Here is a 24,137-nt window from a genome sequence, read left to right on the forward strand (position 1 = left end):
CCTCCGGGATTGTCCTCATGTACGCATTGTCGGCTCCGTGCCATGCGCGATCAAGTGCGCACTGTGCCCTGATCCGCAACAGGTTTCGCTTGTAATCACACGGCATGGCAGTGAAAATTCCGAGTCACGCACCCCAACCGGACGCCCGTTTCAGGGCCGACGGCGAGAATCCCCGACGGGTCGCAGGCTGGAGTAGCGCATGCATCGAGCACTAGAGGATCCGGACGACAAGCCCGGGCGCGTCGCCGACGCGCCGCTCGCGCCCGTGGGTGTTCCGCTCACGGCGATTTCCGAGCAGCTCGCCGCCAGGCCTGTGACCGAATCCAGCCACCTCGTCGGTGCCTGGGCGCACGACCTGACGGCCGACCGCGTGATCTGGTCCGAAACCTTCCGCGCGATGCTCGACATCCCGCGGACCGAGATGCCCTCGCTCGAAGGCTTCGTCGCGCGCGTGCACCCGGCCGACCGCGACAGCGTACTCGATCACCTGCGTCGCGTGCTCGACGGCGAGGACGGCGCCGGATTCTGTTTCCGCATCGAACGCAGCGGCGGCTGTGCCCATTTCGAGGCACGCATGGTCATCGACCGCGACCGCGAGGGTCGCCCCACGCGCGCCCACGGCACCATCCAGGACATCACCGAACGGCGCGTCGCCGAGGAAGAACTGCACCGCAAGAGTACCTACCTCAACGCCATCCTCGATCATCTTCCGCAGGCCATCAGCGTGTTCGACGCGCAGTTGCGACTGCAGTGCTGGAACGGCCGCTTCGCCGAGGTCATCGGCGTACCGCCGCAGATGCTCACCTACAACGCGCGCTTCGAGGACATCTACCGCGTGCCGGCCGAGCGCGGCGAGTTCGGCCCCGGCGATCCGGACGAACTGGTCGAACAGCGTCGGCGCCTGGCAGCGAGCTTCGAGCCGCTGCTGTTCGAGCGCACACGCACCGACGGACGAACCCTGCTGATCGCGCGCGAACCGCTGTACATCGACGGCCGTGTGGGCGGCCTGGTGACCACCTACACCGACATCTCCGAGCGCAAGCGCATCGAAGCGGAGGTACGCCATCTGGCCCATCACGACGCGCTCACCGGGCTCGCCAACCGCTGCCTGCTCGACGCCCGCCTGCAACAGGCCATCGCCGACGCACGACGCGGCAGGCAGCAGCTGGCCGTGCTGTTCCTCGACCTGGACCGCTTCAAGAACATCAACGATTCGCTCGGTCACCACGTAGGCGACGCGCTGCTCGTGCAGGTGGCCGACCGGCTGCGCGCCGAGATGCGCGAGACCGACACGGTGGCACGCCTGGGCGGCGACGAGTTCGTCATCGCGCTGCAGGGCATCGGCGGCGCGAGCGACGTCGCGCGCATGACCGAAACCCTCCTCGAACGCCTGTCCGCGTCCTACATCGTCGACGGCACGGAACTGCACGCCACGCCATCGATCGGCATCAGCCTGTTCCCGGCCGACGGCCTGGACGCCAACACCCTGCTGCGCAACGCCGACGCGGCGATGTACCACGCCAAGGCGCTGGGGCGCGCCAACTACCAGTTCTTCACCGACGCGCTCAATCAGAGCACGACCGCGCGGCTGGAACTCGAGAACCGTCTGCGCCGGGCGATCGGCAGCGACGAGTTCGAGCTGTGGTACCAGCCGCTGCTCGACGCCTCCGGCACCACGCTCAACGGCTTCGAGGCGCTGCTGCGCTGGCGTTCCGACAGCGAGACCCTGCATCTGCCGTCGACCTTCATCCCGATTGCCGAAGACACCGGCATGATCGTCGAACTGGGCCGCTGGGTGCTGCGCGAGGCCTGTATCCAGGCCAAGCGCTGGTCCGAGTTCGGCCCGGGTCGGCCGCGCATCTCGGTGAACCTGTCGGCGCGCCAGTTGCGCGACGTGCGCTTCGCCGACAGCGTCGCCGACATCCTCGCCGAGACCGGGCTGGAACCGTCGATGCTCGAACTGGAGATCACCGAATCCTCGGTCATGGACCGCCCCGACGAGGCCGTCGCCCTGCTGCACCGGCTCAAGCAGCTGGGCGTGGGCATCGCCATCGACGACTTCGGCACCGGCTACTCCTCGCTGTCGTATCTGAAGATGTTCCCGCTCGACCGGCTCAAGATCGACGGTTCCTTCGTGTGCGACATCGACAACGACCCCAATGACTCGGCCATCGTCTCGGCCGCCGTTTCGCTGGCTCACAACCTGGGCCTGCCGGTGGTCGCCGAGGGCGTGGAAACCGCCGCCCAGGCACTGCATCTGGCGCGTCTGGGCTGCGACGAATTGCAGGGCTTTCACTTCTCGCGCCCGATGCCGGCGCTCGAAGCCGACGCGATGCTGCGCATGCAGTCGTGGTGACCGGCAGCACGGCGGGACATCTGCAATAATCGGGCCCTCGCTTCGACCCCGACGGACTCATCCCGCGTGCCCGACACCGAACAACGCCCCAGCTGGCGGCAGGCCCTGTTCAACCGCCGCATGCTGGTGTGCATCCTCACCGGCTTCAGCTCCGGCCTGCCGCTGTACCTGCTGTTTTCCCTGCTGCCCGCGTGGCTCAAGACCGAGGGGTTGAGCCTGGCGGTGATCGGCGCCTTCGCGCTGATCCAGTTTCCCTACACCTGGAAGTTCCTGTGGGCGCCGCTGCTCGACCGCTACGCCCTGCTGTCAAGGCTGGGGCGGCGGCGCGGCTGGATGCTGGTCTCGCAGATCGGCCTGCTTGCGGCGATTGCCTGGCTGGGCCGCCTGTCGCCGGTGGATCACCTCGGCCTGGTGGTGACGCTGACGGTGGCGCTGGCCTTTTTGTCGGCCACCCAGGACATCGCGCTCGACGCCTTCCGGCGCGAGATCCTGCCCGACGTCGAACTCGGCCTGGGCAACGCCATCCACGTCAACGCCTACCGCATCGCCGGACTGGTGCCCGGCTCGCTGTCGCTGATCCTCGCCGACCACCTGCCGTGGAGTCAGGTCTTTCTGGTCACCGCGCTGTTCATGCTGCCGGGGCTGCTGATGACGCTGATGGTGAGAGAGCCGGCAGCCGCCGCGCTCGCCCCGCGCACGCTGCGCGAGGCCGTGGTCGAACCCTTCCGCGAATTCTTCGGACGCCACGGCGTGCGTTCCGCGCTGCTGGTGCTGCTCTTCCTGTTCCTCTACAAGGTCGGCGATTCGCTCGCCGCCGCACTGGCCACGCCCTTCTATCTGGACATGGGCTTCACGATGACCGAGATCGGCGTGGTCGCCAAGAACGCCAGCCTGTGGCCGATGGTCATCGGCGGCATTCTCGGCGGGCTGTGGATGCTGCGCCTGGGCATCAATCGCGCGCTGTGGGTCTTCGGCGTCGCGCAGGTAGTGTCCACGGCCGGTTTCGTGTGGCTGGCCTGGCTCGGCCCGGCCGAGGCGGACGCGTTCCGGCTGCTCGCGCTGGCCTTCGTCATCACCGGCGAGTCGCTCGGTGCCGGACTGGGCACGGCGGCCTTCGTGGCCTTCATCGCGCGCACCACGCATCCGGCCTACACCGCCACGCAGTTCGCGCTGTTCACCAGCCTGATGGCGGTGCCGCGCACCTTCATCAACGCCACCTCCGGCTGGCTCGTCGAGCATATCGGCTGGGTGGATTTCTTCTCCCTGTGCGTCGTCATCGCGATTCCCGGCATGCTGCTGCTGCTCAGGATCGCACCCTGGAACGGCGAACAGGCCGCCATCGACGCGATGCCGGCACGCTCCGGCGCCAAATGAACGAAGACATGACGCACTCCGACGCCGCCCGCGCGGCCATCGCCGCCGCACACCGACTCTCCGACACCCTCGCGCCGATGCGCTTCGCGCCACCCGTGAGCCACGTCTACGACCCGCTGAGCTACGCCTGGCCGGTGCACCAGGCCTATCTTGCGCGCTACGCGGCGACGCCCAAGCGCGTGGTCTTCCTGGGCATGAACCCCGGCCCGTTCGGCATGGCACAGACGGGCGTGCCCTTCGGCGAGATCGCGAGCGTGCGCGACTGGCTGGGCCTGTCGGGCGAAGTCGCGAAACCTGCGCGGGAAAATCCCAAACGCCCGGTCGAAGGCTTCGCGTGCACGCGTTCCGAGGTTTCCGGCCGGCGCCTGTGGGGCCTGTTTCGCGAACGCTTCGGCACGGCCGAAGCCTTCGCTCGGGAACACTTCGTCGCCAACTATTGCCCGCTGGCCTTCTTCGACGGCGGGCGCAACCTCACCCCGGACAAGCTGCCGGCGGCGGAAGCCGCGCCGCTGATGGCCGCCTGCGACGCGCATCTGGTGGAACTGGTCGAAGCGCTGCAGCCCGAGTGGGTGATCGGCATCGGCGCCTGGGCCGAACAGCGCGCGGCCGCCGCACTGGCCGGGCGTGCGCTGCGCATCGGCCGCGTGCTGCATCCGAGCCCGGCCAGCCCGGCCGCCAACCGCGGCTGGTCGCCGGCCGCCACGGCGCAGCTCGTGGCGCTTGGCGTGTGGCCGGCCTGAGCGGCGACAAGCGGACCGGGCGCGGTGCGCGGTAGAATTCTGCCCGTCACATAGGGGGCATGCATCGTGAGCGACATCGAACAACTCTTCGACAACAACCGCCAATGGGCCGCGCGCCGCATCGAGGAAGATCCCGACTTCTTTCAGCGACTGGCACGTCAGCAGTCGCCCGAATATCTGTGGATCGGCTGCTCGGACAGCCGCGTGCCGGCCAACCAGATCATCGATCTCGACCCCGGCGAAGTCTTCGTGCACCGCAACATCGCCAACGTCGTCGTGCACACCGACCTGAACGCACTGTCGGTGATCCAGTTCGCCGTCGACGTGCTGCGCGTCAAGCACGTGCTGGTGGTCGGACACTACGGCTGCGGCGGCGTGGCCGCGGCGATGGACGACGCCAAGGTCGGCCTGGTCGAGAACTGGCTGCGCCACGTGCAGGACGTGCGCGACCACAACATCGCCCTGCTCGACGCGCTCGAGGCCCCGGCCCAGCGCCGCGACCGCTTGTGCGAGCTCAACGTGATGCAGCAGGTGGTCAACATCAGCCACAACTCGGTGATGCGCGAGGCCTGGGCGCGCGGCCAGAAGGTCACGCTGCACGGCTGGTGCTATTCGCTGCAGGACGGCCTGATCCGCGATCTGGGCATGAGTTCGCGCAGCCGCGAGGAAGCCGACGGACGCTTCATGCAGGCCTGCGAGCGCATGCGCTCTCAACTCTGAGGCCGGCGATGCGCATCGGCATCGATCTGGGCGGCAGCAAGATCGAGCTCGTCGCGCTCGACGACGCGGGCGCGACGCTGCACCGCGAACGCATCGCAACCCCGACCGGCGACTACGCCGCCACTATCGAGGCCATCGCCGCGCTGGTGGAACGCGCAGAGCGCGCCATCGGCGGGCAGGCCAGCGTCGGCATCGGCACGCCGGGCTCGCGCTCGCCGGCGACCGGACGGATGCGCAACGCCAATTCCACCTGCCTCAATGGTCGCGCCCTCGACCGCGATCTGGCCACCCGGCTGGGGCGCGAGCTGCGCATCGCCAACGACGCCAACTGCCTCGCCGTCTCGGAAGCCACCGACGGCGCAGGCGCCGGCGCGCGCTGCGTCTTCGGCGTGATTCTGGGCACGGGGGTGGGCGGCGGCATCGTCGTCGACGGGCAGTTGCTGACCGGCGCGAACGCCATCGCCGGTGAATGGGGACATGTTCCGCTGCCGGCCGCAGATGCGGCCGACACCCCCGCGCGGCGCTGCTATTGCGGGCGCACGAACTGCATCGAGACCTGGCTGTCGGGGCCCGGCGTGGTCGCCGACCATGCCCACCACACCGGACTCGAGCTCGACGTGCGTGAGATCGTGCGTGCCGCCGAGGCCGGTGAACAGTGCGCCGAGGCCACGCTGGAACGTTTCGAACGACGCCTGGCGCGCGCGCTGGCGAGCGTGATCAACGTGCTCGACCCGGACGTGATCGTGCTCGGCGGCGGTCTTTCGTCGATTGCACGGCTGTATCGCAACGTCCCGCGACTGTGGCGCGAACACATCTTCTCGGATGTAGTCGAAACGCGACTTGCAGCAGCAGCCCACGGCGACGCCTCCGGCGTGCGCGGGGCGGCCTGGCTGTGGCCATTGGAGGATCGCGCTTGAGTCGCCCGCCCACCCCGGAAAACGAGTTCGCACGCCTCGCCGTACTGCATCGCTTCGGCATTCTCGACACGCCGCGCGAGGCGGCCTTCGACGCGCTCACGCGCATCGCCGCCCACATCTGCGAGGTACCGATCGCGGTCATCAACTTCATCGACCGCGACCGCCAGTGGTTCAAGTCCGAGATCGGACTGGGCACGCGCGAGACACCGCTGGACGTGTCCATCTGCGCGCACGCCATTCTGCAGCCGGGCCTGTTCGTCGTGCCCGACACGCTCGAAGACCCGCGCTTCGCGAACAACCCGCTGGTGGCAGGCGAGCCGGGGCTGCGCTTCTATGCCGGGGCGCTGCTCGAGACCGACGACGGCTATCCGCTGGGCACGCTGTGCGTGCTCGATCACGAGCCGCGCACGCTCACGCCCGAACAGGGCGAGATCCTCGAGGCGCTGGCCGCGCAGGTCATGCTCTTGCTCAGCCTCTACGAACACAATGCCAAGCAGGCCGAGATGCTCGCCGAGCTGGACAGGGCACGCCACGAAATGGCGCTGCTGGCCGCGACCGATTCGCTCACCGGACTCGCCAACCGGCGCGCCTTCACCGAGCGACTCGACCAGGAGATCGCGCGGCTGGCGCGCAGCGGCGGCGCCAGCTGTCTGCTGATGGCCGATCTGGACGACTTCAAGCCGATCAACGATCATCACGGCCACCAGGCCGGCGACCACGCGCTGACGGTGTTCGCGAGCCTGTGCACCGGCGTCTTCCGTGAATCGGACTACATCGCGCGCTGGGGCGGGGACGAATTCATGGTGTTGCTGCCGGACACCGACAAGCAGGCCGCGATGACCGGCGCGGAGCGGCTGCACACGGCGCTCGCAAGCACGCCGATCGGCGGCGACGCACAAGATTCGTTTTCGCTGGGCGCGAGCATCGGCATCGTCGAGTTCGACGGCTCGCCCGATGCCGACACCGTACTGCAGGCCGTGGACGAGACGCTGTACGCTGCCAAGAACGACGGACCGGGCCGCACCGCGGTGGGTTGAACACCCGGCGCGGCGCGTGATGCGATGGCGCGGCATCGTCCGCGCGGCTCAGACCTCCAGCGGATCCACGTCGAGCTGCCAGCGCAGGCTGCGCGGCACGCGCTGCGCGCGCAGCACCTCCAGCCACTTTCCGATGAATCGCTGCAAAAGGGCGCGCTGGTCGGCCTCGACCAGCAGTTGGGCGCGCTCGCGCCGCGCCAGCCGTGTCATGCGCATGGGCACGACATCGAACACGCGCAGGCCCTCGGGTGCGATGTCGTTGGCGATGTCGCGCGCGTGCTCGAGAAAACGCTGCGCCTCGTCCAGTTGCGGCGCGTCCGCGCGCAGCATGGCCTGATGGCTGTAGGGCGGAAAGCCCGCCACGCGACGCTCGTCGAGTTCGCGTGCGGCGAAGCCGTCGAAGTCGTGGCGCGCCAGATGGCGGTACAGCGGATGTTCGGGAAACTCGGTCTGGATCAGCACCTCGCCCGCGAGCTGCGCCCGCCCGGCGCGACCGCCGACCTGCATCAGCTGCTGGAACAGACGCTCGGGCGCACGGAAGTCGGCCGCGTGCAGCGAGGCGTCCGCGCCGATCACGCCCACCAGCGTGAGCTGCGGAAAGTCGTGACCCTTGGCCATCATCTGCGTGCCCACCAGGATGTCGGCCTCGCCCGCGGCGATGCGCGCGAGCAGCGCCTCCCACTGTGGCCGCGTGCGCGCCGCGTCGCGATCGACTCGCAGCACGCGTGCGGCGGGAAACAGTTCGACCAGACGCTGCTCGACACGCTGCGTGCCGCGACCGAAAGGGCGGATGTCCTGGTCGCCGCAGCTCGGGCAAGCGGCCGGAATCGATGCATCGGTGCCGCAGTGATGGCAGCGCATGCGCCGTTCGGCCAGATGCACGACGAGGTTGGCCGAGCAGTGCGGACAGCCGCTGATCCAGCCACAGGACGTGCACGAGAGCACCGGCGCATAGCCGCGCCGGTTAAGGAAGACCAGGCTCTGCTCTCCGCGCGTCAGGCGCTGCCCCAACGCATCGAGCAGTGCCGGGCTGAGCCCTTCGTCCAGACGCAGCCTGCGCGTGTCCACGCTGCGCACCGCCGGTAGCGCAGCCGCGGCCGCGCGCGCATCCAGGCGCAGGTGGCGGTAACGCGCGCGACGCGCGTGTTCCCAGCTCTCCAGCGACGGCGTCGCCGAGCCCAGCACCACCGGCACGCCGCGATCACGCGCGCGCCACACCGCCAGGTCGCGCGCCGAATAGCGCACCCCCTCCTGCTGCTTGTAGGAAGCGTCATGCTCCTCGTCGAGCAGGATCAGGCCCAGGCGCGGCAGCGGCGTGAACACCGCCAGACGCGTGCCCAGCACGATGTCGGCGCGCCCGGCAAGCGCCTCGACGAAGCCGGCCGCGCGCGCACCCTCGGCCTGGGCCGAATGCAGGCTGACCACCGCCGCATTGGGGAAGCGTGCCGCAACACGGCCCTCGAGCTGAGGCGTCAGCGCGATCTCGGGCACCAGCATCAGCACTTGACGGCCCGCTTCGAGCGCGCGCTCGGCCAGGCGCAGATAGACCTCGGTCTTGCCGCTGCCGGTCACGCCCTGCAACAGCCAGCAGTCGAAGGTCTCGAGGCGCTCGGTCACGGCATCGATGGCTGCGCGCTGGTCGTCGGTCGCCGTCGGCGCGGCACCGCCGGCGTGTACCGCACCGGGCGCGGCGACCCGTTCGACCCAGCCACGACGCATGGCCTCGGCGAGCTTGTCGCCGTCGGGCAGTTCGCGCGCCCGCGCGCGGCGCAGGCTGCCGGCGGTGGCGAGTGTCGCCACGAAGGCGCGGGTACGGCCGCTGCGACCCTCGTCGAGCACCGCCCGCCCGGCCTGCGAAACGGCGACGAAGGGATCGGCCTCGGCGGGTGTGAACGCGCTCGCGCGGCGCACCCCCGGCGGTAGCGCGAGGGCCACGACCTCGCCGATGGGTGCGTGGTAGTAGGCAGCGGCGAAACCGACCAGCGCCAGCCAGTCGGCCGGCAGGGGCGGCAGATCGCGGCGCAAGGCGATGACCGGCCGCAGGCGCTCGGGCGCGAGATCGGATTCGACGCCGACGGCGAGAATCACGCCAAGTTTCTCGTCGCGTCCGAAGGGCACGCGCACGCAGCGTCCGACGTCCTCCGCACCGGCCTCGGCGAGGTAATCGAACAGACGCGGCATGGGCACGGGCAGCGCCACACGCACCACGGTGGACGTCGCGGCGCTCATGCAGACGGCAAAACCTGCGTGATTACAGAGGCTTGTTCAATGAAGTTCATTCCGATCATCGAAACCGCCTCCAAGTCATTGCATGGACGCGCTTCCTGCGGTTTCCCACAAATCCTGTGGATATCCCTGTGTGCAAGCGAGGGGAAAGGGCGTCCAAGCGGCTTGAAACAAGGGAAAGTGTCACATTGCCTTAACAATGGGCATTGTAAAAACACATTTAAAACAACGATTTGCAAAACGCGGGGTTTTCGCGCCAAGTGCCGCAGGGGCGCAACGCGCGGCACTACGACCTTGTGCATAAGTCAAGTGCGGCCTGCGTTTTCGAGCTGCGCCGCAGCACGCCCGAAAGGCCCTGCGGAGGGCGTCACGAGGCGGCGTGCAGGCGGCGGCTGTGGCGGTGCACGGTCTCGACCAGGGCGTCGACCGATTCCGGCGGAGTGAATTGCGAGATGCCGTGGCCGAGATTGAACACATGACCCGGATGCGGCCCGAAGGCGTCGAGCACGCGGCATGCCTCGCGCGCCACCACCTCGGGCGGCGCGAAGAGCACATTGGGATCGAGGTTGCCCTGCAGGGCGACGCGATCACCGACCAGCGCGCGAGCGCGCCCGATGTCCATGGTCCAGTCCAGGCCGACACCGTCACTGCCGATTGCGGCGATGGATTCGAGCCACAGGCCGCCACCCTTGGTGAACACGATGCTGGGCACGCGACGGCCTTCGCGCTCGCGCGTGAGGCCCGCGACCACGCGTTCCAGATACGCGAGCGAGAATTCGCGGTAGGCGGCCTCGGAAAGCACGCCACCCCAGGAATCGAAGACCATCACGGCCTGCGCGCCGGCCTCGATCTGTGCGTTCAGATAGGCCACGACCGCATCCGCCGCGACCGACAGGATGTGATGCATCAGGTCCGGCCGCGCATAGGCCATGGTCTTGATCTGGCGGTAATCGGACGAGGAACGCCCTTCGACCATGTAGCAGGCGAGTGTCCACGGGCTGCCGGCGAAGCCGATCAGCGGCACCGAGCCGTTGAGCGCGCGGCGGATCTCGGAGACCGCATCCATGACATAGCGCAACTCGACGTTGGGGTCCGGCGCGCTGAGGTTGCGGATCTCCCATTCCTCGCGCAACGGGCGCTCGAAGCGCGGCCCTTCGCCCTCGGCGAAATACAGGCCCAGACCCATCGCATCGGGCACGGTGAGGATGTCGGAGAACAGGATGGCGGCGTCGAGCGGATAGCGCGCCAGCGGCTGCAGCGTGACCTCGCAGGCGAGGTCGGTGTTCTTGCACAGGTCGAGGAAACTGCCGGCGCGAGCACGCGTCTCGCGGTACTCGGGCAGGTAGCGACCGGCTTGGCGCATCATCCACACCGGCGTGTAGTCGACGGGTTGGCGCGCCAGGGCGCGCAGGAAGGTATCGTTTTCGAGACGGCTCACGGCGTGGGTCCTGTGGGGCCGCGCGGAGCGCGGCCGGATAGGTCGAAAACGCCGATTATCCGGGTTTTGCCCGCTCTTGCCGACCCCGGTCGGTCTATCGCCGCCAGAACACCGGAGTGAGCACCACCAGCAGGGTGAAGATCTCGAGCCGGCCGAGCACCATCGCGAAGGACAGCACCCACATCTGGATCTCGCTCATGCCGGCATAGTTGGTCGCCGGGCCGACCAGGGCCAGGCCGGGGCCGGTGTTGTTGATGCACGCGACCACGGCCGAGAAGCCGGTCACCAGGTCGGAGCCGAGCGCCGTCATGAGCAGGGTCAGCGACACGATCGAGACCATGTACATGAAGCTGAAGCCGAGCACGGCGTGGAGGATGTTCTCGGACACGCGCTGGTGACCCAGGCGCACCGGATAGACGGCGTTGGGATGCAGCGAGCGCACGATCTCGCGGTAGGCCTGCTTGTACAGGATGATCGCCCGCATCATCTTGATGCCACCACCGGTCGAACCCGAACACGCCACGAAACTGCCCAGGAACAGCAGCCACATCTGCAGGAAGCCGGGCCACATGGTGTAGTCATGCGTGGTGAGTCCGAGCGAGGTCGAGATCGACACCACGTGGAAGGAGACATGGCGCAGCGTGGTGCCGAGGTCGGCCGTGCTGTCGAAATACATCAGATAGCCGGTCATCATCACGACGCTGGCCGCGAGCACGAGGAAATAGAACGGAATCTCCGGGTCGCTGAAGTAGGGGCGCGGCGAGCGGCGCACCAGTGCGAGATAGTGGGTGGCGTAGTTCAGGCCGGCGAGCAGCGCGAAGCCGATCACGACGAGCTCGATGGGCAGGCTCTGGAAATGGCCGATGGACGCGTCCTTGCTCGAGAACCCGCCCAGGCCGGCCACCGTGAAGGCGTGGATGAGCGCGTCCCAGGCCGGCATGCCCACCGCCCAAAGGCTCACACCGCAGGCCACGGTGAGCAGCACGTAGGACATCCACAGGCCCTTGGCGGTCTCGGCGATGCGCGGCGTCAGACTCGACTCCTTCATCGGCGTCGGCACCTCGGCCTTGAACAGCTGACGACCGCCGATGCCCAGCAGCGGCAGGATCGCGACCACCAGCACGATCACGCCCATGCCGCCGATCCAGTGCATGAAGGTGCGCCACAGGTTGATCGACACCGGCAGGTCATCGATGCGGTAGAGCACGGTCGCGCCGGTGGCTGTGAGGCCCGACACCGCCTCGAAAAAGGCCATCGTCGCGCTCAGCTCGGGCAGGTAGTTGTACAGCGGGATCGCGCCGAATATGGGCAGCACGATCCAGGTCAGGGCCACCAGCAGAAAACCGTCGGAGGGCCGCAGGTCGCGGCGGCGCCCGCGGGTCAGAAACCACAGGGCGGCGCCAGCGGCAACCGTGATCAGGATCGCGCGGTCGAAGGCGCCCGAGGCGTCCTCGCCCAGGACGTGCGAGATGGCCAGCGGGAAGCCCATCAGCACGCCGAAGATGACGATGATCAGGCCCAGGGCGTTGAAGGCGGGGTAGAAGCTCTTCATCGCTCAGCGAGGGTCCGGGCAGAATGAATCGACATCTTGCGGCCCGCCGTCACAGGAAGGTGAAGCCGACCTGGAACAGCTTCTCGACCTGGCGCACGAGCTTCTTGTGCGTACAGAACACGATGATGTGGTCGTCCTGCTCGATCAGCGTGTCGTGGTGCGGCATGATGACCTCGCGGCGTACGATGCGCTCGTCGCGCACCTCGTTGCGCACGATCGCACCGATGGTCACGCCGCGCGGCAGCGGAATCTCCTCGATGGGCTTGCCCACCACCTTGGATTCGCTCGACGAGCCGTGGGCGACGATCTCCAGTGCCTCGGCGGCGCCACGGCGCAGGCTGTGCACTGCCACCACGTCGCCGCGCCGCACGTGCGCGAGCAGCGTGCCGATGGAAATCTGCGCCGGCGAGATGGCGATGTCGATGGGCCCGCCCTGCACCAGGTCGACGTAGCTCTTGCGGTTGATCAGCGCCAGCGTGCGGCGCGCGCCCATGCGCTTGGCCAGCGAGGCGGACATGATGTTGTCCTCCTCGTCGTTGGTCAGCGCGACGAACAGGTCGATCTCGTCGATGCCTTCGTTCTCGAGCAGTTTCTCGTCGGTGGAATCGCCGCGCAGCACCAGCGTGCGGTCCAGACTGGTGGCGAGCATCTGCGTGCGCCGCTTGTTCACGTCGAGCAGCTTGACGTTGTAGTCCTGCTCGATGGAACGCGCCAGGCGAAAGCCGATGTTGCCGCCACCGGCGATCATGATGCGCCGCATCGGGTGATCGCCGCGGCGCATCTCGCGCATGACCTGGCGGATGTGCACGCTCGCGGCCAGGCAGAACACCTCGTCGCCGGGCACGATGATGGTGTCGCCCTCGGGAATCAGCGCCTCGCCGTTGCGGTAGATCGCGGCGATGCGCACCTCGATGTTGGGCAGGTGGTAGCGCAGCGCCTTGAGCGGATGGCCCACCAGCGGACCGCCCTCGAAGGCACGCACGCCGATCAGGCTCACCGTGCCTTCGGCGAACTCGAGCACCTGCAGGGCCTCCGGGAAGGAGATGAGGCGCTTGATGTAGTCGGTGACGATCTGCTCCGGGCAGATCGAGAAATCCACCGCGAAGTTGTCCGGCGCGAGCAGTTCGGGGTAGTCGACGAATTCGCCCGAGCGCAGCCGTGCGATGCGCGTGGGCAGGTTGAACAGCGTGCGCGCGACCTTGCAGGCGCACAGGTTGGTCTCGTCGGACTGGGTCACCGCGATGAGCAGGTCGGCGTCGTCGGCGCCGGCCTCGCGCAAGGTCGTGGGCGAAGCGCCGTTGCCGCACACGGTGCGCGCCTCGAAGCGCTCACGCAGCTGTTCGAGCAGCTCGGCGTTGGAATCGACCAGCGTGATGTCGTTGGCTTCGGACACCAGGTTCTCGGCCACCGAGGTGCCGACCTGACCCGCGCCGAGGATGATGATCTTCACGTGCGCTGCACCCCGTTCGGATGAGCGCGCATTGTACGCTCGCGCTTCACGGATTGGTGCGCTGCGGCATGACGCATCGGCGTCAGCCTTCGCTGCCCTTGCGCCCGGTCTGCAGGCCGAGCTGCTTGAGCTTGCGGTACAGATGGGTGCGCTCCAGGCCGCATTTCTCGGCGATGCGCGTCATGTTGTTGCCTTCGGTGCGCAGATAGTGCTCGAAGTACAGGCGCTCGAAGGCTTCGCGCGCTTCGCGCAGCGGCTGATCGAAGGAGATCGAATGCACGCTGTCGGCCGGCGCCGGCAGCACGCGGCGCACGTCGGCGAGGCTGATTTCCTCGTCGAGCGTGCCCAACGCGAGCGACTTGACCGCCGCGCGCAGTTCCTGGAAGCCGCCCGGCCACTGCTGGGTGCGCAGCGCGTTGAGCGCCGCGGTGGAGAACACGCGGCGCGGCACCTCGCCGGACTCGATCAAATGCACCAGCAGCTGCGAAGCCAGCTCCGGCACGTCGTCCTGGATGTCGGCGATGGTCGGCGGCACCAGGCTGACCTCGAACAGGCGCTGCACCAGCTTCTCGTCCCAGCCGTCGCCGAGCAGCACCTCGCCGCCGACCTCCGCCGCCGCGACCACGTGCAGGTTGAAGCGGTCCAGTCGGTCGAGCGCGAAGGCGAGGTTCTTCTGCTGGGTACGGTTCAGGCGCCCGACGTCGGCGATGTACATCACGCCGCCGTTGCAGTTCTGCAGCTGGTTGATGTCGATGGGCTGGCTGACGGTGGAGAAGTCCAGCCACGGGGCGCCGTTGGGCTTGACGCTGCGCGCGGCCAGTTCGGCGAGGCTGCCGTTGCCCACGCGCAGCGCAAGCACGCGCGTCTTCTCGGCGATCTGCTGCAATCGCTTGCGCAGCTCGCGCAGCGGCGCCGAGCGCGGGAAGGCGGCCAGCGACAGCGGCGCGGGCTGACTGCCCGAGGACGGACGCTGCAGGCTGCGTTTGACCGCGGTGAGCAGCTTTTGCAGCGCGATGGGCTTTTCGAGGTAGTCGACCGCGCCGATGCGCGTGGCCTCGACCGCGGTGTCGATCGTGCCGTGGCCGGACATCATGATCACCGGCATGGTCAGCTGCCCGTTGGCCGACCATTCCTTGAGCAGCGTGATGCCGTCGGTGTCGGGCATCCAGATGTCGAGCAGCACCAGCTCGGGGCGTTTTGCGTTGCGCACCGCACGCGCCGCGCCGGCATTCTCGGCGACGACGACATCGTGACCTTCGTCACGCAGGATTTCGGAGAGCAGTTCGCGGATGCCGACTTCATCGTCGACGATCAGAATGTTGGCCATCTCGTATATTTACCATGCTTCGTCATTCGATTCCGCCTGCGTCGCTTCCACGGAGGGCAATCGCACGCTGACCACGGCGCCTGCGCCGCTGCGGTTGGACAGGTGCACGTCGCCGTGATGCTCGTCGACGATCTTCTTCATGATCGCCAGACCGAGGCCGGTACCGCGCGCCTTGGTCGTGAAATACGGCTCGAAAGGCCGCGCGAAGACCTCTGCCGGAAAGCCCGGACCATTGTCCGACCAGGTCAGGACGGCGTTGCCGTTCTCGTGCCGCGTCTCGACCACGACCTCGGCGTCGTCCGCTCCTGCGAGGGCATCCTCGGAATTCTGGAACAGATTATGAATGATCTGGCGGATCTGCGCCGGGTCCCCGTTGACCACCACCGGCACCTCGGCAAACTGTGTGCGTACGCGCAGTGGCGAACTCTCATACAGACCGAGCACTTCGATGATCAGCGAGTGCAGGTCGACGGCCGCCAGTTCGGGGCTTTGCGGCCGGGCGTAATCGCGGAAGGCGTTGACCAGATTCTTCATCGCCTCGACCTGGTTGACGATGGTGCGAGTGGAACGATCGAGGATCTCCTGCCCGTCGGGGTCCAGACGCCCCTCGAGCTTGTAGGCCAGACGCTCGGCCGAGAGCTGGATGGGGGTCAGCGGATTCTTGATCTCGTGCGCCAGACGCCGCGCCACCTCCGCCCAGGCCGCGGTTCGCTGCGCCTGCACCAGGGCGGTGATGTCGTCGAACACCACGACGTAGCCTCCGCCGATGGATTCGGGCAGGCGGGCGCCGTGGATCAGCAGGGTCTGTGGTTCGGCATCGGCGCGATGGATCTCGACCTGTTCGTGCCAGTCGCTGACGTGACGCGCGAAGCCGTCGAGCAGGGCATCGCGGAACACGCTCAGACGCGGCCAGTCGGACAGCGGCGTCTCCTCGAAACCCTCGAGCGCGTCGCCGAGAATGTCCATGGCGCCGTGGTTGGCCGCGCGCAGACAGCCGTCTGCGCCGAAGGCCAGGACCCCCGCCGAGAGGTTGGCCAATACGCTCTCCAGATAGACGCGCGCGGTCTCGACTGCGGCGCGACTCTTGTCGGCCTGCGCGCGCGCCTCCTGAAGCTGACGGGTCATCTGGTTGAAGGACTGGGTGAGCACTCCGAGTTCGTCGCGCGCGGGCAATGCGCGCCGCGGGCTGAAGTCGCCCTGGGCGACGGCCTGCGTACCTTCCGCGAGAATGATCAGCGGCGCGACCAGACGCCGCGTGAGCACGAAGGCGACCGCCGCCGCACCGAGCATGGCCAGCAACAGCGTGAGCGTGAGGGTGAGTGAGTACACGCGGCTCAGGCCGTCGCGGCCGATGACGATCTGCTGATACTCGCGGTGCGCTTCCTGCACGGCGTCGATGTTGCGGACCAGTTCGGGCGGCAACGGCTCGGTGAGCTGCAGGTAATTCGGCTCGGAGAGGAGGCCACGACCTGGAATGGGCACGATCACTCGGATCATCATGCTGCCATCCGGGCGCGGCTCCACCTGGCTGTAACGGCGCAGCTGACGCGCCTGGCGCAACTGTGCCGGGGCGGGCAGATCGGGCACGAAGCTGCCCACGCCCTCACTCACGGTAGCGATGATCTGCGCGTTCGAGGCAAGCACCGTGAGGCTGGCCACACCGGCCTGTTCGCGCAGCGCGTTGAGGCGGATCGAAGATACCTGCTGGCCGCCGTCCAGTTCCAGGGCGATCTCGCGTCCGCGTTCGCTGACCTGAGAGACAAGGTGATCGAGCGCGGTCTGCCCCAGGGCGATGCCGCCGTCGAGCGCGCGTTCGACACGCACGTCGAACCACGAATCGATGGTTCGTACGACAAAGAGCAAGGACACGCCATAGAGGACGATCCCGGGCAGGATCGCCATCAGGGCGAACATCAGCATCAGTCGGTATTTCAGGCGCGAGCCGAAGGCACGCGCGCGGTATTCGCGCCACAGACTGCGTAGCTGGATCGCGACGATCGCCGCGAGCGCGACGGCCGCCGTGCCGTTGAGCCCCAGCAGATAGGGATAGATGCCGGTGAACACGTCCGTGTCCGCGCCCACCGTGGTGAGCAGGAACAGCGACAGACCGGCCATCGCCGCGACGAGGACGAGGACGAGCTTTCTCACGGCGCGGCCTCCGCGCTGAAGTTCCAGCGCACCCAGTCGGTCGTGATGGCCCATTCCCGGTCGGCTGTGGCGGAGATCACGAGCGGCTTCGGTAACATGCCAACATCATGGATAAAGCGCAGCGATGCGCGGTATTCATCTCCCTCGTCGAGCTCGTCGTGGGAGAGCACGCGCCAGTTGCGCACGCGCGTCATGGTGCGCATCGCCGCTTCGAGCGTGTCGTAGGAACGATGCAGGGCTCCGATCGACAGGCGGTAGCTGCGCGTGATCGGGTGATAGGACAGGCGGAACTGCAGGCTGCGTGTGGCAACGGTGCGATCGAACCACCAGCGACGCGGTTGCTCGATGACCAGTTCCACATTGAAGTACAGGGATACGCCACGCATGATGGTGTCGATCAGACGGGGCGCGAGCGGAACACGGAAGTCGGCGTTGACTACGTAACCGTCCTCGGTGGAGATGATCGCGGCCGAACGTACGGCCGCGTCGTCGGACAGGGACGGGGCCGCGCACAGCAACAAGGGCAGGCACAGGAGCGCAACGAGCAGGCGACGCCTAGCCCCGCTTGCGCAGGGCCGCGTAGTAGAAGCCGTCATGCTCGGCATCCGGCAACAGTTGAACTTCCTTCCGGCCATGCAGCGACAGCCTCCGGGCATCGTCGTGGCGCGCGCAAAACGCGTGCAGCTGAGCTCCGTTCTCCTCGTCGAAGACCGAGCAAGTTGCATACAGCATTGTGCCACCCGGTGCGAGGGTCTGCCAAAGCGCATCCAGCAACCGTGCCTGGTTCGCCGCGAAGGCCGCGATGTCGCGCTCTCGGCGATGCCACTTGATGTCCGGGTGGCGGCGGACCACGCCCGATGCACTGCACGGAACATCCGCCAGGATGCGGTCGAATCGGCGCCCATCCCACCACTGGTCGAGGCTGGCGGCGTCGGCAACGCGAGTCTGCGCGCTCAAGCCCAGTCGCTCGAGGGTGTCGCGCACTCGTTGCAGTCGCACGGGCTCGAGGTCGAGTGCCAGCAGGTCAACGTTGGCGAGTTCGAGAATATGGGCGGTCTTGCCACCCGGAGCCGAGCAGGCGTCGAGGACGCGCTCACCATCGCGGGCGGCGAGCAGGGTGGCGGCGTGCTGCGCCCCCGCGTCCTGCACGGACAAGCGGCCTGCGGCGAATCCCGGCAGCCGGCTGACCGGCACCGGATGATCGAGCAGCAGCGCACCGGGATCGACTACGCGGGCGGCGAGACCGGCGGCGCCGAGTTCCGCCAGCACGTGGTTGGGTGTCGTTCTTCGCGGATTGATGCGCAAGGCCATCGGCGGATGGGTATTGCCGGCCTGCAGCACCGATCGCCAGTGTTGCGGGTGGTCGCGTTGCACGCGATCGCTCCACCATTTCGGGTGGCACCAGCGGGCGCACACATCTTCCTCGAGCTCGGCGATCAGCTCATCTGCACGGCGTATGCGGTTGCGCAGCAGCCCGTTGGCCACGCCCTTGAGGGCGGGAGCGAAGCTGCCGACGGCTTCGACCGCCTGATCGACCACGACGTAGGACTGTTCCGGGCGGCTCTCCAGCCTCGCCAGTGCAACGAGCAACACCGCGCGGACGCTGTTCGGCAAGGGTTTGCTCAGCAACCGCACGAGCACGGCGTCGTCGCGACCATAGCGTCGCAGCGCGTTCCACGCGAGATCTCGGATTGCTCCGCGCTCGGCATCGGTCCATTGCGCGTGGGCCGCGAGCGCTTTTTCCCAGACGACGCTGAGGTTTCGCCCCTCGATGACCTTCTCCACCAGTCGTCCCGCTTCGCGCAAGGCGAACGCAAGACTGCCACGGTCCGGCGCTCCCTTGCCCGATCGTGGCCGGCCTGATGAGTTCTTGGGGGTACGGCTTTGCTGTTTCACGTGAAACCCGCACAACCGGCTACGAGCATGTCGTAGGACATCTTCACAATCAGGGCCATGACCACTCCCAGAAAGACCAAACGCACGAAACCCGAACCACGGGCCAGGGCAATGCGCGAACCGATGATTGCCCCGCACAGATTGCATAGCGCCATCGTCGCGCCAAGCACCCACAACACTTCCACCGAGGTCGAGAAGTAGGCGATCGCGCCCAGGTTGGTCGCGACGTTGACGATCTTGGCGGTTGCGGCAGCATGAATGAAATCCAGCGCCAGGAAGCGCACGAACAGAAAAATCAGGAAACTTCCCGTACCCGGTCCGAACAAGCCATCATAGAAGCCCACCGATGCCGCGATCGCCATCGTCACGATCAGCTCGCGCCGACCATGCTTTTGCTGGGACTTCCCGGTGCCGAGATCCTTGCGGATGAATGTATGTGCCACGACCAGCACCAGCAGTAGCAGCACGAACGGACGCATCAACTCCGGCGGGAGCAGGACCACCGCCTTCGCACCGAGCCATGACGCGGCGAGGGCAACGACCGCCCCCGGCAAGGCGATGGCCCAGGGGATACGCACCCGTCGTGCATACTGGACGGCAGCCGATGCCGTACCTACGATGCTGGAGACCTTGTTCGTCGCGAGCAGCACGGCGGGCGACTGAGTGGGAAACGCAGAAAACAGTGCCGGGATCTGCACCAGCCCACCCCCGCCAACGACGGCGTCGACGAACCCCGCGAACAACGCCGCGAAACCAAGGGTCAGGATCAGAACATCAGCGTCCATCGATCGCACCGTAACGCAACGGTTTCACGTGAAACGGGAGCAAGACGCAGCGCGACGCGACACGCAAGACGCGCTCTACCGGAATCGCGCAATCGATCACTTGCCGATGCAAAAACGGGAGAAGATCACACCCAGCAGATCGTCCGGCGTGAACGCACCGGTGATCTTCCCCAGCGCATCGTGTGCAAGCCGCAACTCCTCGGCGAAAAGATCCAGCGAGTGCGCGTGATCACGTGCCGTTGCGAGATATCCGGCGGTTTCGCGGAGCGCCAGCAAATGACGTTCGCGGGCGATGAACACATCCTCTTGCCCCGGGAACCAGCCGACAATCTTCAGCAGCTTTCTGCGCAGCTCGTCGATACCATCACCCCGGACTGCACTCATCAGCAGATCATGACGCCTATCGAGCGCCGCCTCGTCCACAAGGTCGACCTTGTTGAACACACGCAGCCGCGGAAGGTCCGACGGAAGTCTGGCATCGATCTCGTCGTCGGCTGGCGACCAGCCTGCCCTCGCATCAACGAGATGGACCACCACGTCGGCCTTGGCGATCTCCGCCCAACTGCGCTCCACGCCGATGCGCTCGACCGGGTTCTCGGTGGCGCGCAGTCCCGCCGTATCGACGAGATGTAGCGGGACTCCCTCGATCTGGATGGTCTCGCGCAATACATCGCGAGTCGTGCCGGCAATGTCGGTGACGATCGCACGCTCCTCGCCCGAGAGGCGGTTGAGCAGGCTGGACTTGCCCACGTTGGGAAGACCCGCCAGAACCACACGTATGCCTTCGCGCAGCAAGGCGCCCTGTCCGGCCGCGCGGAGCACGCCATCGAGTCGCGACTCGATCGCATCGAGTCGCTCGAAGGCGCGCGCCTGCTGCAGAAAGTCGTTCTCTTCTTCGGGGAAATCCAGTGTGGCCTCGACCAGCATGCGCAGATCGATCAGTTCGTCTCGCAGGCCTTCGATCCGCTGCGAGAACTCGCCGCCGAGAGAACGCACGGCAGAGCGCGCCGCCTCGGCCGTGGAGGCATCGATGAGATCCGCGACCGCCTCGGCCTGGGCGAGATCCATGCGGCCGTTGAGAAAGGCCCGTTGCGAGAACTCGCCGGGCGCCGCCGGACGCGCACCAAGCTCGAAGCAGCGCTCCAGAAGCAAGCGCATCACGACGGGACCGCCATGCCCCTGCAGTTCGAGCACATCCTCACCGGTGAACGAAGCAGGCGCCGGAAAATGGATCAACAGGCCTTCGTCGACAGGCGCTCCCGCTCGATCGAGGAAACGCACCAGCGTCGCATGGCGGGGGCGCGGCTCGCGACCGCTCAGCGCCCGTGCGAAGGGCAGCAGCGACGGGCCCGAGACGCGCACCACACCGATACCGCCGCGACCGGGGGCGGTGGCGATGGCGGCGATGGTGTCGTTCCCGGGTGCGACCCCATCCATGCACATGTCATCCGCCATGCCGCCTCCCGGGAGCGAGCCGAGAGCGCAGCCTCAGACCGGCTTCCCGGCCTTCTTCGACGCCTCGATGTTGCGCGTGATGTGCCATTGCTGCGCAATCGACAGGATGTTGTTGACCACCCAGTACAGCACCAGACCCGACGGGAACCACAGGAACATGATGGTGAACACGAAGGGCAGCGCCATCATCACCTTGGCCTGGATCGGGTCCGGCGGGGCAGGATTGAGGCGCATCTGCACGAACATGCTCAGACCCATCAGCACCGGGAGGACGAAGTACGGATCCTTCGCCGATAGATCGGTGATCCAGCCCAGCCAGGGCGCATGACGCATCTCCACACTGCCCAGCAGGACCCAGTAGAGCGCAATGAAGACGGGAATCTGCACCAGGATCGGCAGGCAGCCACCAAGAGGATTGATCTTCTCGGTACGGTACATCTGCATGACTTCCTGCTGCATGCGCGGCTTGTCGTGTCCGTACAGTTCCTTGATGCGCTGCATGCGCGGTCCGAGCACCCGCATCTTCGCCATCGACTTGTAGCTGGCCGCTGACAGCGGGAAGAACACCGCCTTGATCAGGATGGTGACCAGGATGATGGACCAGCCCCAGTTGCCGGTCAGATCATGGAACCACGACAACACCCAGAACAGCGGCGCCGCGATCATCGTCAGCCACCCATAATCGACCACCAGGCCCAGTCCCTCGGCGATCGCATCGAGATGGTCCTGCTCCTGCGGTCCGGCATACAGGCGCGTGGACACGATCGCCGTCTCGCCGGGGGGAATCGACGCCACCGGAACGATCACGCCGGCCGCGTACATGTTGTCGTTGATCTTGCGAGCGAAGTTCTCGCGCTGCACACCTGTCTCGGGCAGCCAGGCCGCAACGAAATAGTGCTGCACCATCGCAAGCCAGCCGTTGTTCGCACGCGGCACGAACTTGGCGTCGCCCTCATCGATGTCGACGAACTCGATCTTCTGGAATTTCTCTTCCTCGGTATAGACCGCGGGGCCGGTGAAGGTGGATACGCCGAACACCTCCACTGCTTCAGCCGGTTGGCCATCGCGCGAGAACTGGAAATAGGCGTGCGTCGAAAGCGGCGCCTGACTGCGGTTCTCGAGCTCGTAGCCGACCTCCACGACATAACTGCCGCGACGGAAGGTCATCACCTTGGTCACCGCCAGATCGCCCTCGACCTCGGCCGGCAGCCGCAGCACGAGTTCGTCCTGACCCGCTTCGAGAGAAACCTGCTCGGCCGGCAGCCGGTGCACCGCATGGTGGCTCGGCATGCCTTCGCCAATCAGCCCGCTCTGCGCGAAATAACGGTGCGTGACGCCGTCGTCGAAAAGCACGAAGGGCTGGTCGCGATCATTGGTCGCATCGTGATGCAGGAGCCGGAGCTTGACGATCTGGCCGCCGCGCGCCGAGATCTCGGCCTCCACCATGTCGGTACGCACCGTCATGCGCGCGGCGTCTGGCGCCTCCGGCGCGGTCTCGCTCGCCTGCGGCAGCTCGTCGGCACCCGAGGCGTCCGACAGCGCGGCGCTCGGCGTGGGCACGGAGCCGTCCGAGGATGCACTGGGCACGCCCGACTGCACGGCCGCAGTCGGCGCGCTCGCGGGCTGTTGCGCCTGCTGCTCGGACACCCAGGCGTCCCACAACATCACGATGGAAAAGGAAAGGATCAGGAGGGCAATCAGGCGGCGATGGTCCATCGGTCTATTGTCGGTTCTGCGTAGGTCTGGAGACGGGATCATACCCGCCCGGATGGAAGGGATGGCAACGACCCACTCGGCGGATCGCCAGCCAGGTACCGCGCCAGGGACCGTAAAGCTCGATCGCCTCGCGTGCGTATTCGGAACAACTCGGGTAGAAGCGGCAGGAGCGACCGAGCAAGGGACTGATCGCGTACTTGTACGCCGTCAGCAGACCGAGCAGGACACGAGTCATCATCGCGGCAGGCGCTCCAGCAAGCGGACCACGTCCTCGTTGATCATGCGCCGCGTGGCGGCCTTGACCGGCGCGTGCAAGCGCATCACCATATCCACCGCCGGCAGTGTGGCCCGGTTGCGGCGAAACTGCTCGCGCACGATGCGCTTGACCAGATTGCGCACGTTCGCACGCTTGGCCAGACGCTTGGCCACGACCACACCGAGCCGCGCGCCTTCGAGTCCGTTGGGCCGGTAGTGCAACATCAGGTACTGTCCGCGCAGCGCGCGCCGAAAAGCAAAAACGGATGAGTACTCATCCGTTTTTCGCAATCTGAAGGCACCGGGAAATCCCTCTCCGGCGCCTGTCGTTTCGCTCACCTCAAACGGCGAGACGGTGACGGCCCTTGGCACGGCGGGCACGGATCACCGCGCGGCCTCCGCGGGTCTTCATGCGGACCAGAAAGCCATGAGTGCGCTTGCGACGGACGACGGAGGGCTGATAGGTGCGTTTCATTTGGGTTCTGCCGTGTTTGGGTCAAACGCGGTATTTGAGTTCATAGAGCCATGTTTGTCAAGCGTATTTTTTGGCCGAAGCTGTGGATAAGTCCCGCCCTGGAGAGTAGAATCCGGTAGTCGATCGCACAGCGATGTGCGAAGCGCACATGCCGCACGCATCGAAACCTCATTCGTTCCGATTAGCCGTGCGACACTGGCCCCGCCGACACCCATGCTGTCCAGGGGAATCCGCAGTACCGCCCAGCAACGAAGCCTTCAGCCATTGCCC

The 24,137-nt window shown here is 66.9% G+C and carries 20 protein-coding genes; 6 read left to right on the forward strand and 14 right to left on the reverse strand.

The features are described 5' to 3' along the window. The first annotated feature begins 199 nt into the window (after window positions 1-199). The 6 genes from C0099_RS15710 to C0099_RS15735 all read left to right on the forward strand — a co-directional run bounded on the left by C0099_RS15710 (window position 200) and on the right by C0099_RS15735 (window position 7,144). Window positions 200-2,356: a putative bifunctional diguanylate cyclase/phosphodiesterase gene (locus C0099_RS15710; RefSeq protein ID WP_102248300.1), complete on the forward strand. Its 2,157-nt coding sequence runs from the start codon at window positions 200-202 to the stop codon at window positions 2,354-2,356. A 66-nt stretch (window positions 2,357-2,422) separates the two neighbouring features. Further along, window positions 2,423-3,730, forward strand: a complete 1,308-nt coding sequence (locus C0099_RS15715) for an AmpG family muropeptide MFS transporter (RefSeq protein ID WP_228151611.1) — start codon at window positions 2,423-2,425, stop codon at window positions 3,728-3,730. An 8-nt stretch (window positions 3,731-3,738) separates the two neighbouring features. Next, the gene (locus tag C0099_RS15720; protein WP_173768968.1) at window positions 3,739-4,470 is read left to right on the forward strand and encodes a uracil-DNA glycosylase family protein; all 732 of its coding nucleotides are present in this window, start codon (window positions 3,739-3,741) and stop codon (window positions 4,468-4,470) included. Window positions 4,471-4,533: 63 nt separating this feature from the next. Further along, the gene (gene can / locus C0099_RS15725) at window positions 4,534-5,190 is read left to right on the forward strand and encodes a carbonate dehydratase (protein ID WP_199797704.1); all 657 of its coding nucleotides are present in this window, start codon (window positions 4,534-4,536) and stop codon (window positions 5,188-5,190) included. An 8-nt stretch (window positions 5,191-5,198) separates the two neighbouring features. Next, window positions 5,199-6,107: an ROK family protein gene (locus tag C0099_RS15730; protein ID WP_102248302.1), complete on the forward strand. Its 909-nt coding sequence runs from the start codon at window positions 5,199-5,201 to the stop codon at window positions 6,105-6,107. Continuing rightward, window positions 6,104-7,144: a GGDEF domain-containing protein gene (locus C0099_RS15735; RefSeq protein ID WP_102248303.1), complete on the forward strand. Its 1,041-nt coding sequence runs from the start codon at window positions 6,104-6,106 to the stop codon at window positions 7,142-7,144. Before C0099_RS15730 ends, C0099_RS15735 begins: the two co-directional genes overlap by 4 nt. Before the next feature lie 48 nt (window positions 7,145-7,192). Here C0099_RS15735 and C0099_RS15740 read toward each other — a convergent pair whose 3' ends face one another. The 14 genes from C0099_RS15740 to rpmH form a co-directional block, all read right to left on the reverse strand. Continuing rightward, window positions 7,193-9,373: a primosomal protein N' gene (locus C0099_RS15740; RefSeq protein ID WP_102248304.1), complete on the reverse strand. Its 2,181-nt coding sequence runs from the start codon at window positions 9,371-9,373 to the stop codon at window positions 7,193-7,195. Window positions 9,374-9,737: 364 nt separating this feature from the next. Continuing rightward, window positions 9,738-10,808: a uroporphyrinogen decarboxylase gene (gene hemE, locus C0099_RS15745; RefSeq protein ID WP_102248305.1), complete on the reverse strand. Its 1,071-nt coding sequence runs from the start codon at window positions 10,806-10,808 to the stop codon at window positions 9,738-9,740. 94 nt (window positions 10,809-10,902) lie between these two features. Beyond that, the gene (locus C0099_RS15750; protein ID WP_102248306.1) at window positions 10,903-12,360 is read right to left on the reverse strand and encodes a TrkH family potassium uptake protein; all 1,458 of its coding nucleotides are present in this window, start codon (window positions 12,358-12,360) and stop codon (window positions 10,903-10,905) included. Window positions 12,361-12,409: 49 nt separating this feature from the next. Further along, the gene (gene trkA, locus C0099_RS15755; RefSeq protein ID WP_332870258.1) at window positions 12,410-13,864 is read right to left on the reverse strand and encodes a Trk system potassium transporter TrkA; all 1,455 of its coding nucleotides are present in this window, start codon (window positions 13,862-13,864) and stop codon (window positions 12,410-12,412) included. 28 nt (window positions 13,865-13,892) lie between these two features. Next, the gene (locus C0099_RS15760) at window positions 13,893-15,137 is read right to left on the reverse strand and encodes a sigma-54-dependent transcriptional regulator (RefSeq protein ID WP_102248308.1); all 1,245 of its coding nucleotides are present in this window, start codon (window positions 15,135-15,137) and stop codon (window positions 13,893-13,895) included. A 9-nt stretch (window positions 15,138-15,146) separates the two neighbouring features. Further along, a complete protein-coding gene (locus tag C0099_RS15765) occupies window positions 15,147-17,285 on the reverse strand; it encodes a sensor histidine kinase (RefSeq protein ID WP_102248547.1) in 2,139 nt (712 codons plus the stop codon). After that, window positions 17,282-17,881, reverse strand: coding sequence for a DUF4390 domain-containing protein (locus C0099_RS15770; RefSeq protein ID WP_228151612.1), 600 nt, complete (start codon window positions 17,879-17,881; stop codon window positions 17,282-17,284). The genes C0099_RS15765 and C0099_RS15770 overlap by 4 nt, the downstream gene beginning before the upstream one ends. Further along, entirely contained in the window at window positions 17,841-19,070 is a 1,230-nt protein-coding gene (gene rsmB, locus C0099_RS15775; RefSeq protein ID WP_408634104.1) for a 16S rRNA (cytosine(967)-C(5))-methyltransferase RsmB, read from the reverse strand. The genes C0099_RS15770 and rsmB overlap by 41 nt, the downstream gene beginning before the upstream one ends. A gap of 107 nt (window positions 19,071-19,177) precedes the next feature. After that, entirely contained in the window at window positions 19,178-19,966 is a 789-nt protein-coding gene (locus C0099_RS15780) for a sulfite exporter TauE/SafE family protein (protein ID WP_102248311.1), read from the reverse strand. 96 nt (window positions 19,967-20,062) lie between these two features. Continuing rightward, the gene (gene mnmE, locus C0099_RS15785) at window positions 20,063-21,403 is read right to left on the reverse strand and encodes a tRNA uridine-5-carboxymethylaminomethyl(34) synthesis GTPase MnmE (protein WP_102248548.1); all 1,341 of its coding nucleotides are present in this window, start codon (window positions 21,401-21,403) and stop codon (window positions 20,063-20,065) included. Window positions 21,404-21,454: 51 nt separating this feature from the next. Beyond that, a complete protein-coding gene (gene yidC, locus C0099_RS15790) occupies window positions 21,455-23,137 on the reverse strand; it encodes a membrane protein insertase YidC (RefSeq protein WP_102248312.1) in 1,683 nt (560 codons plus the stop codon). A gap of 4 nt (window positions 23,138-23,141) precedes the next feature. After that, on the reverse strand, window positions 23,142-23,372 hold the full coding sequence (gene yidD, locus C0099_RS15795) for a membrane protein insertion efficiency factor YidD (RefSeq protein ID WP_102248549.1): 231 nt from the start codon (window positions 23,370-23,372) through the stop codon (window positions 23,142-23,144). After that, the gene (gene rnpA / locus C0099_RS15800; protein WP_332870250.1) at window positions 23,372-23,773 is read right to left on the reverse strand and encodes a ribonuclease P protein component; all 402 of its coding nucleotides are present in this window, start codon (window positions 23,771-23,773) and stop codon (window positions 23,372-23,374) included. Before rnpA ends, yidD begins: the two co-directional genes overlap by 1 nt. Next, window positions 23,733-23,867 (reverse strand): 50S ribosomal protein L34, encoded by a 135-nt coding sequence (gene rpmH, locus C0099_RS15805; protein WP_002926183.1) that lies wholly within the window; start codon window positions 23,865-23,867, stop codon window positions 23,733-23,735. Before rpmH ends, rnpA begins: the two co-directional genes overlap by 41 nt. Window positions 23,868-24,137 lie beyond the last annotated feature (270 nt).

Source organism: Pseudazoarcus pumilus, assembly GCF_002872475.1.
Classification (GTDB): Bacteria; Pseudomonadota; Gammaproteobacteria; order Burkholderiales; family Rhodocyclaceae; genus Pseudazoarcus; species Pseudazoarcus pumilus.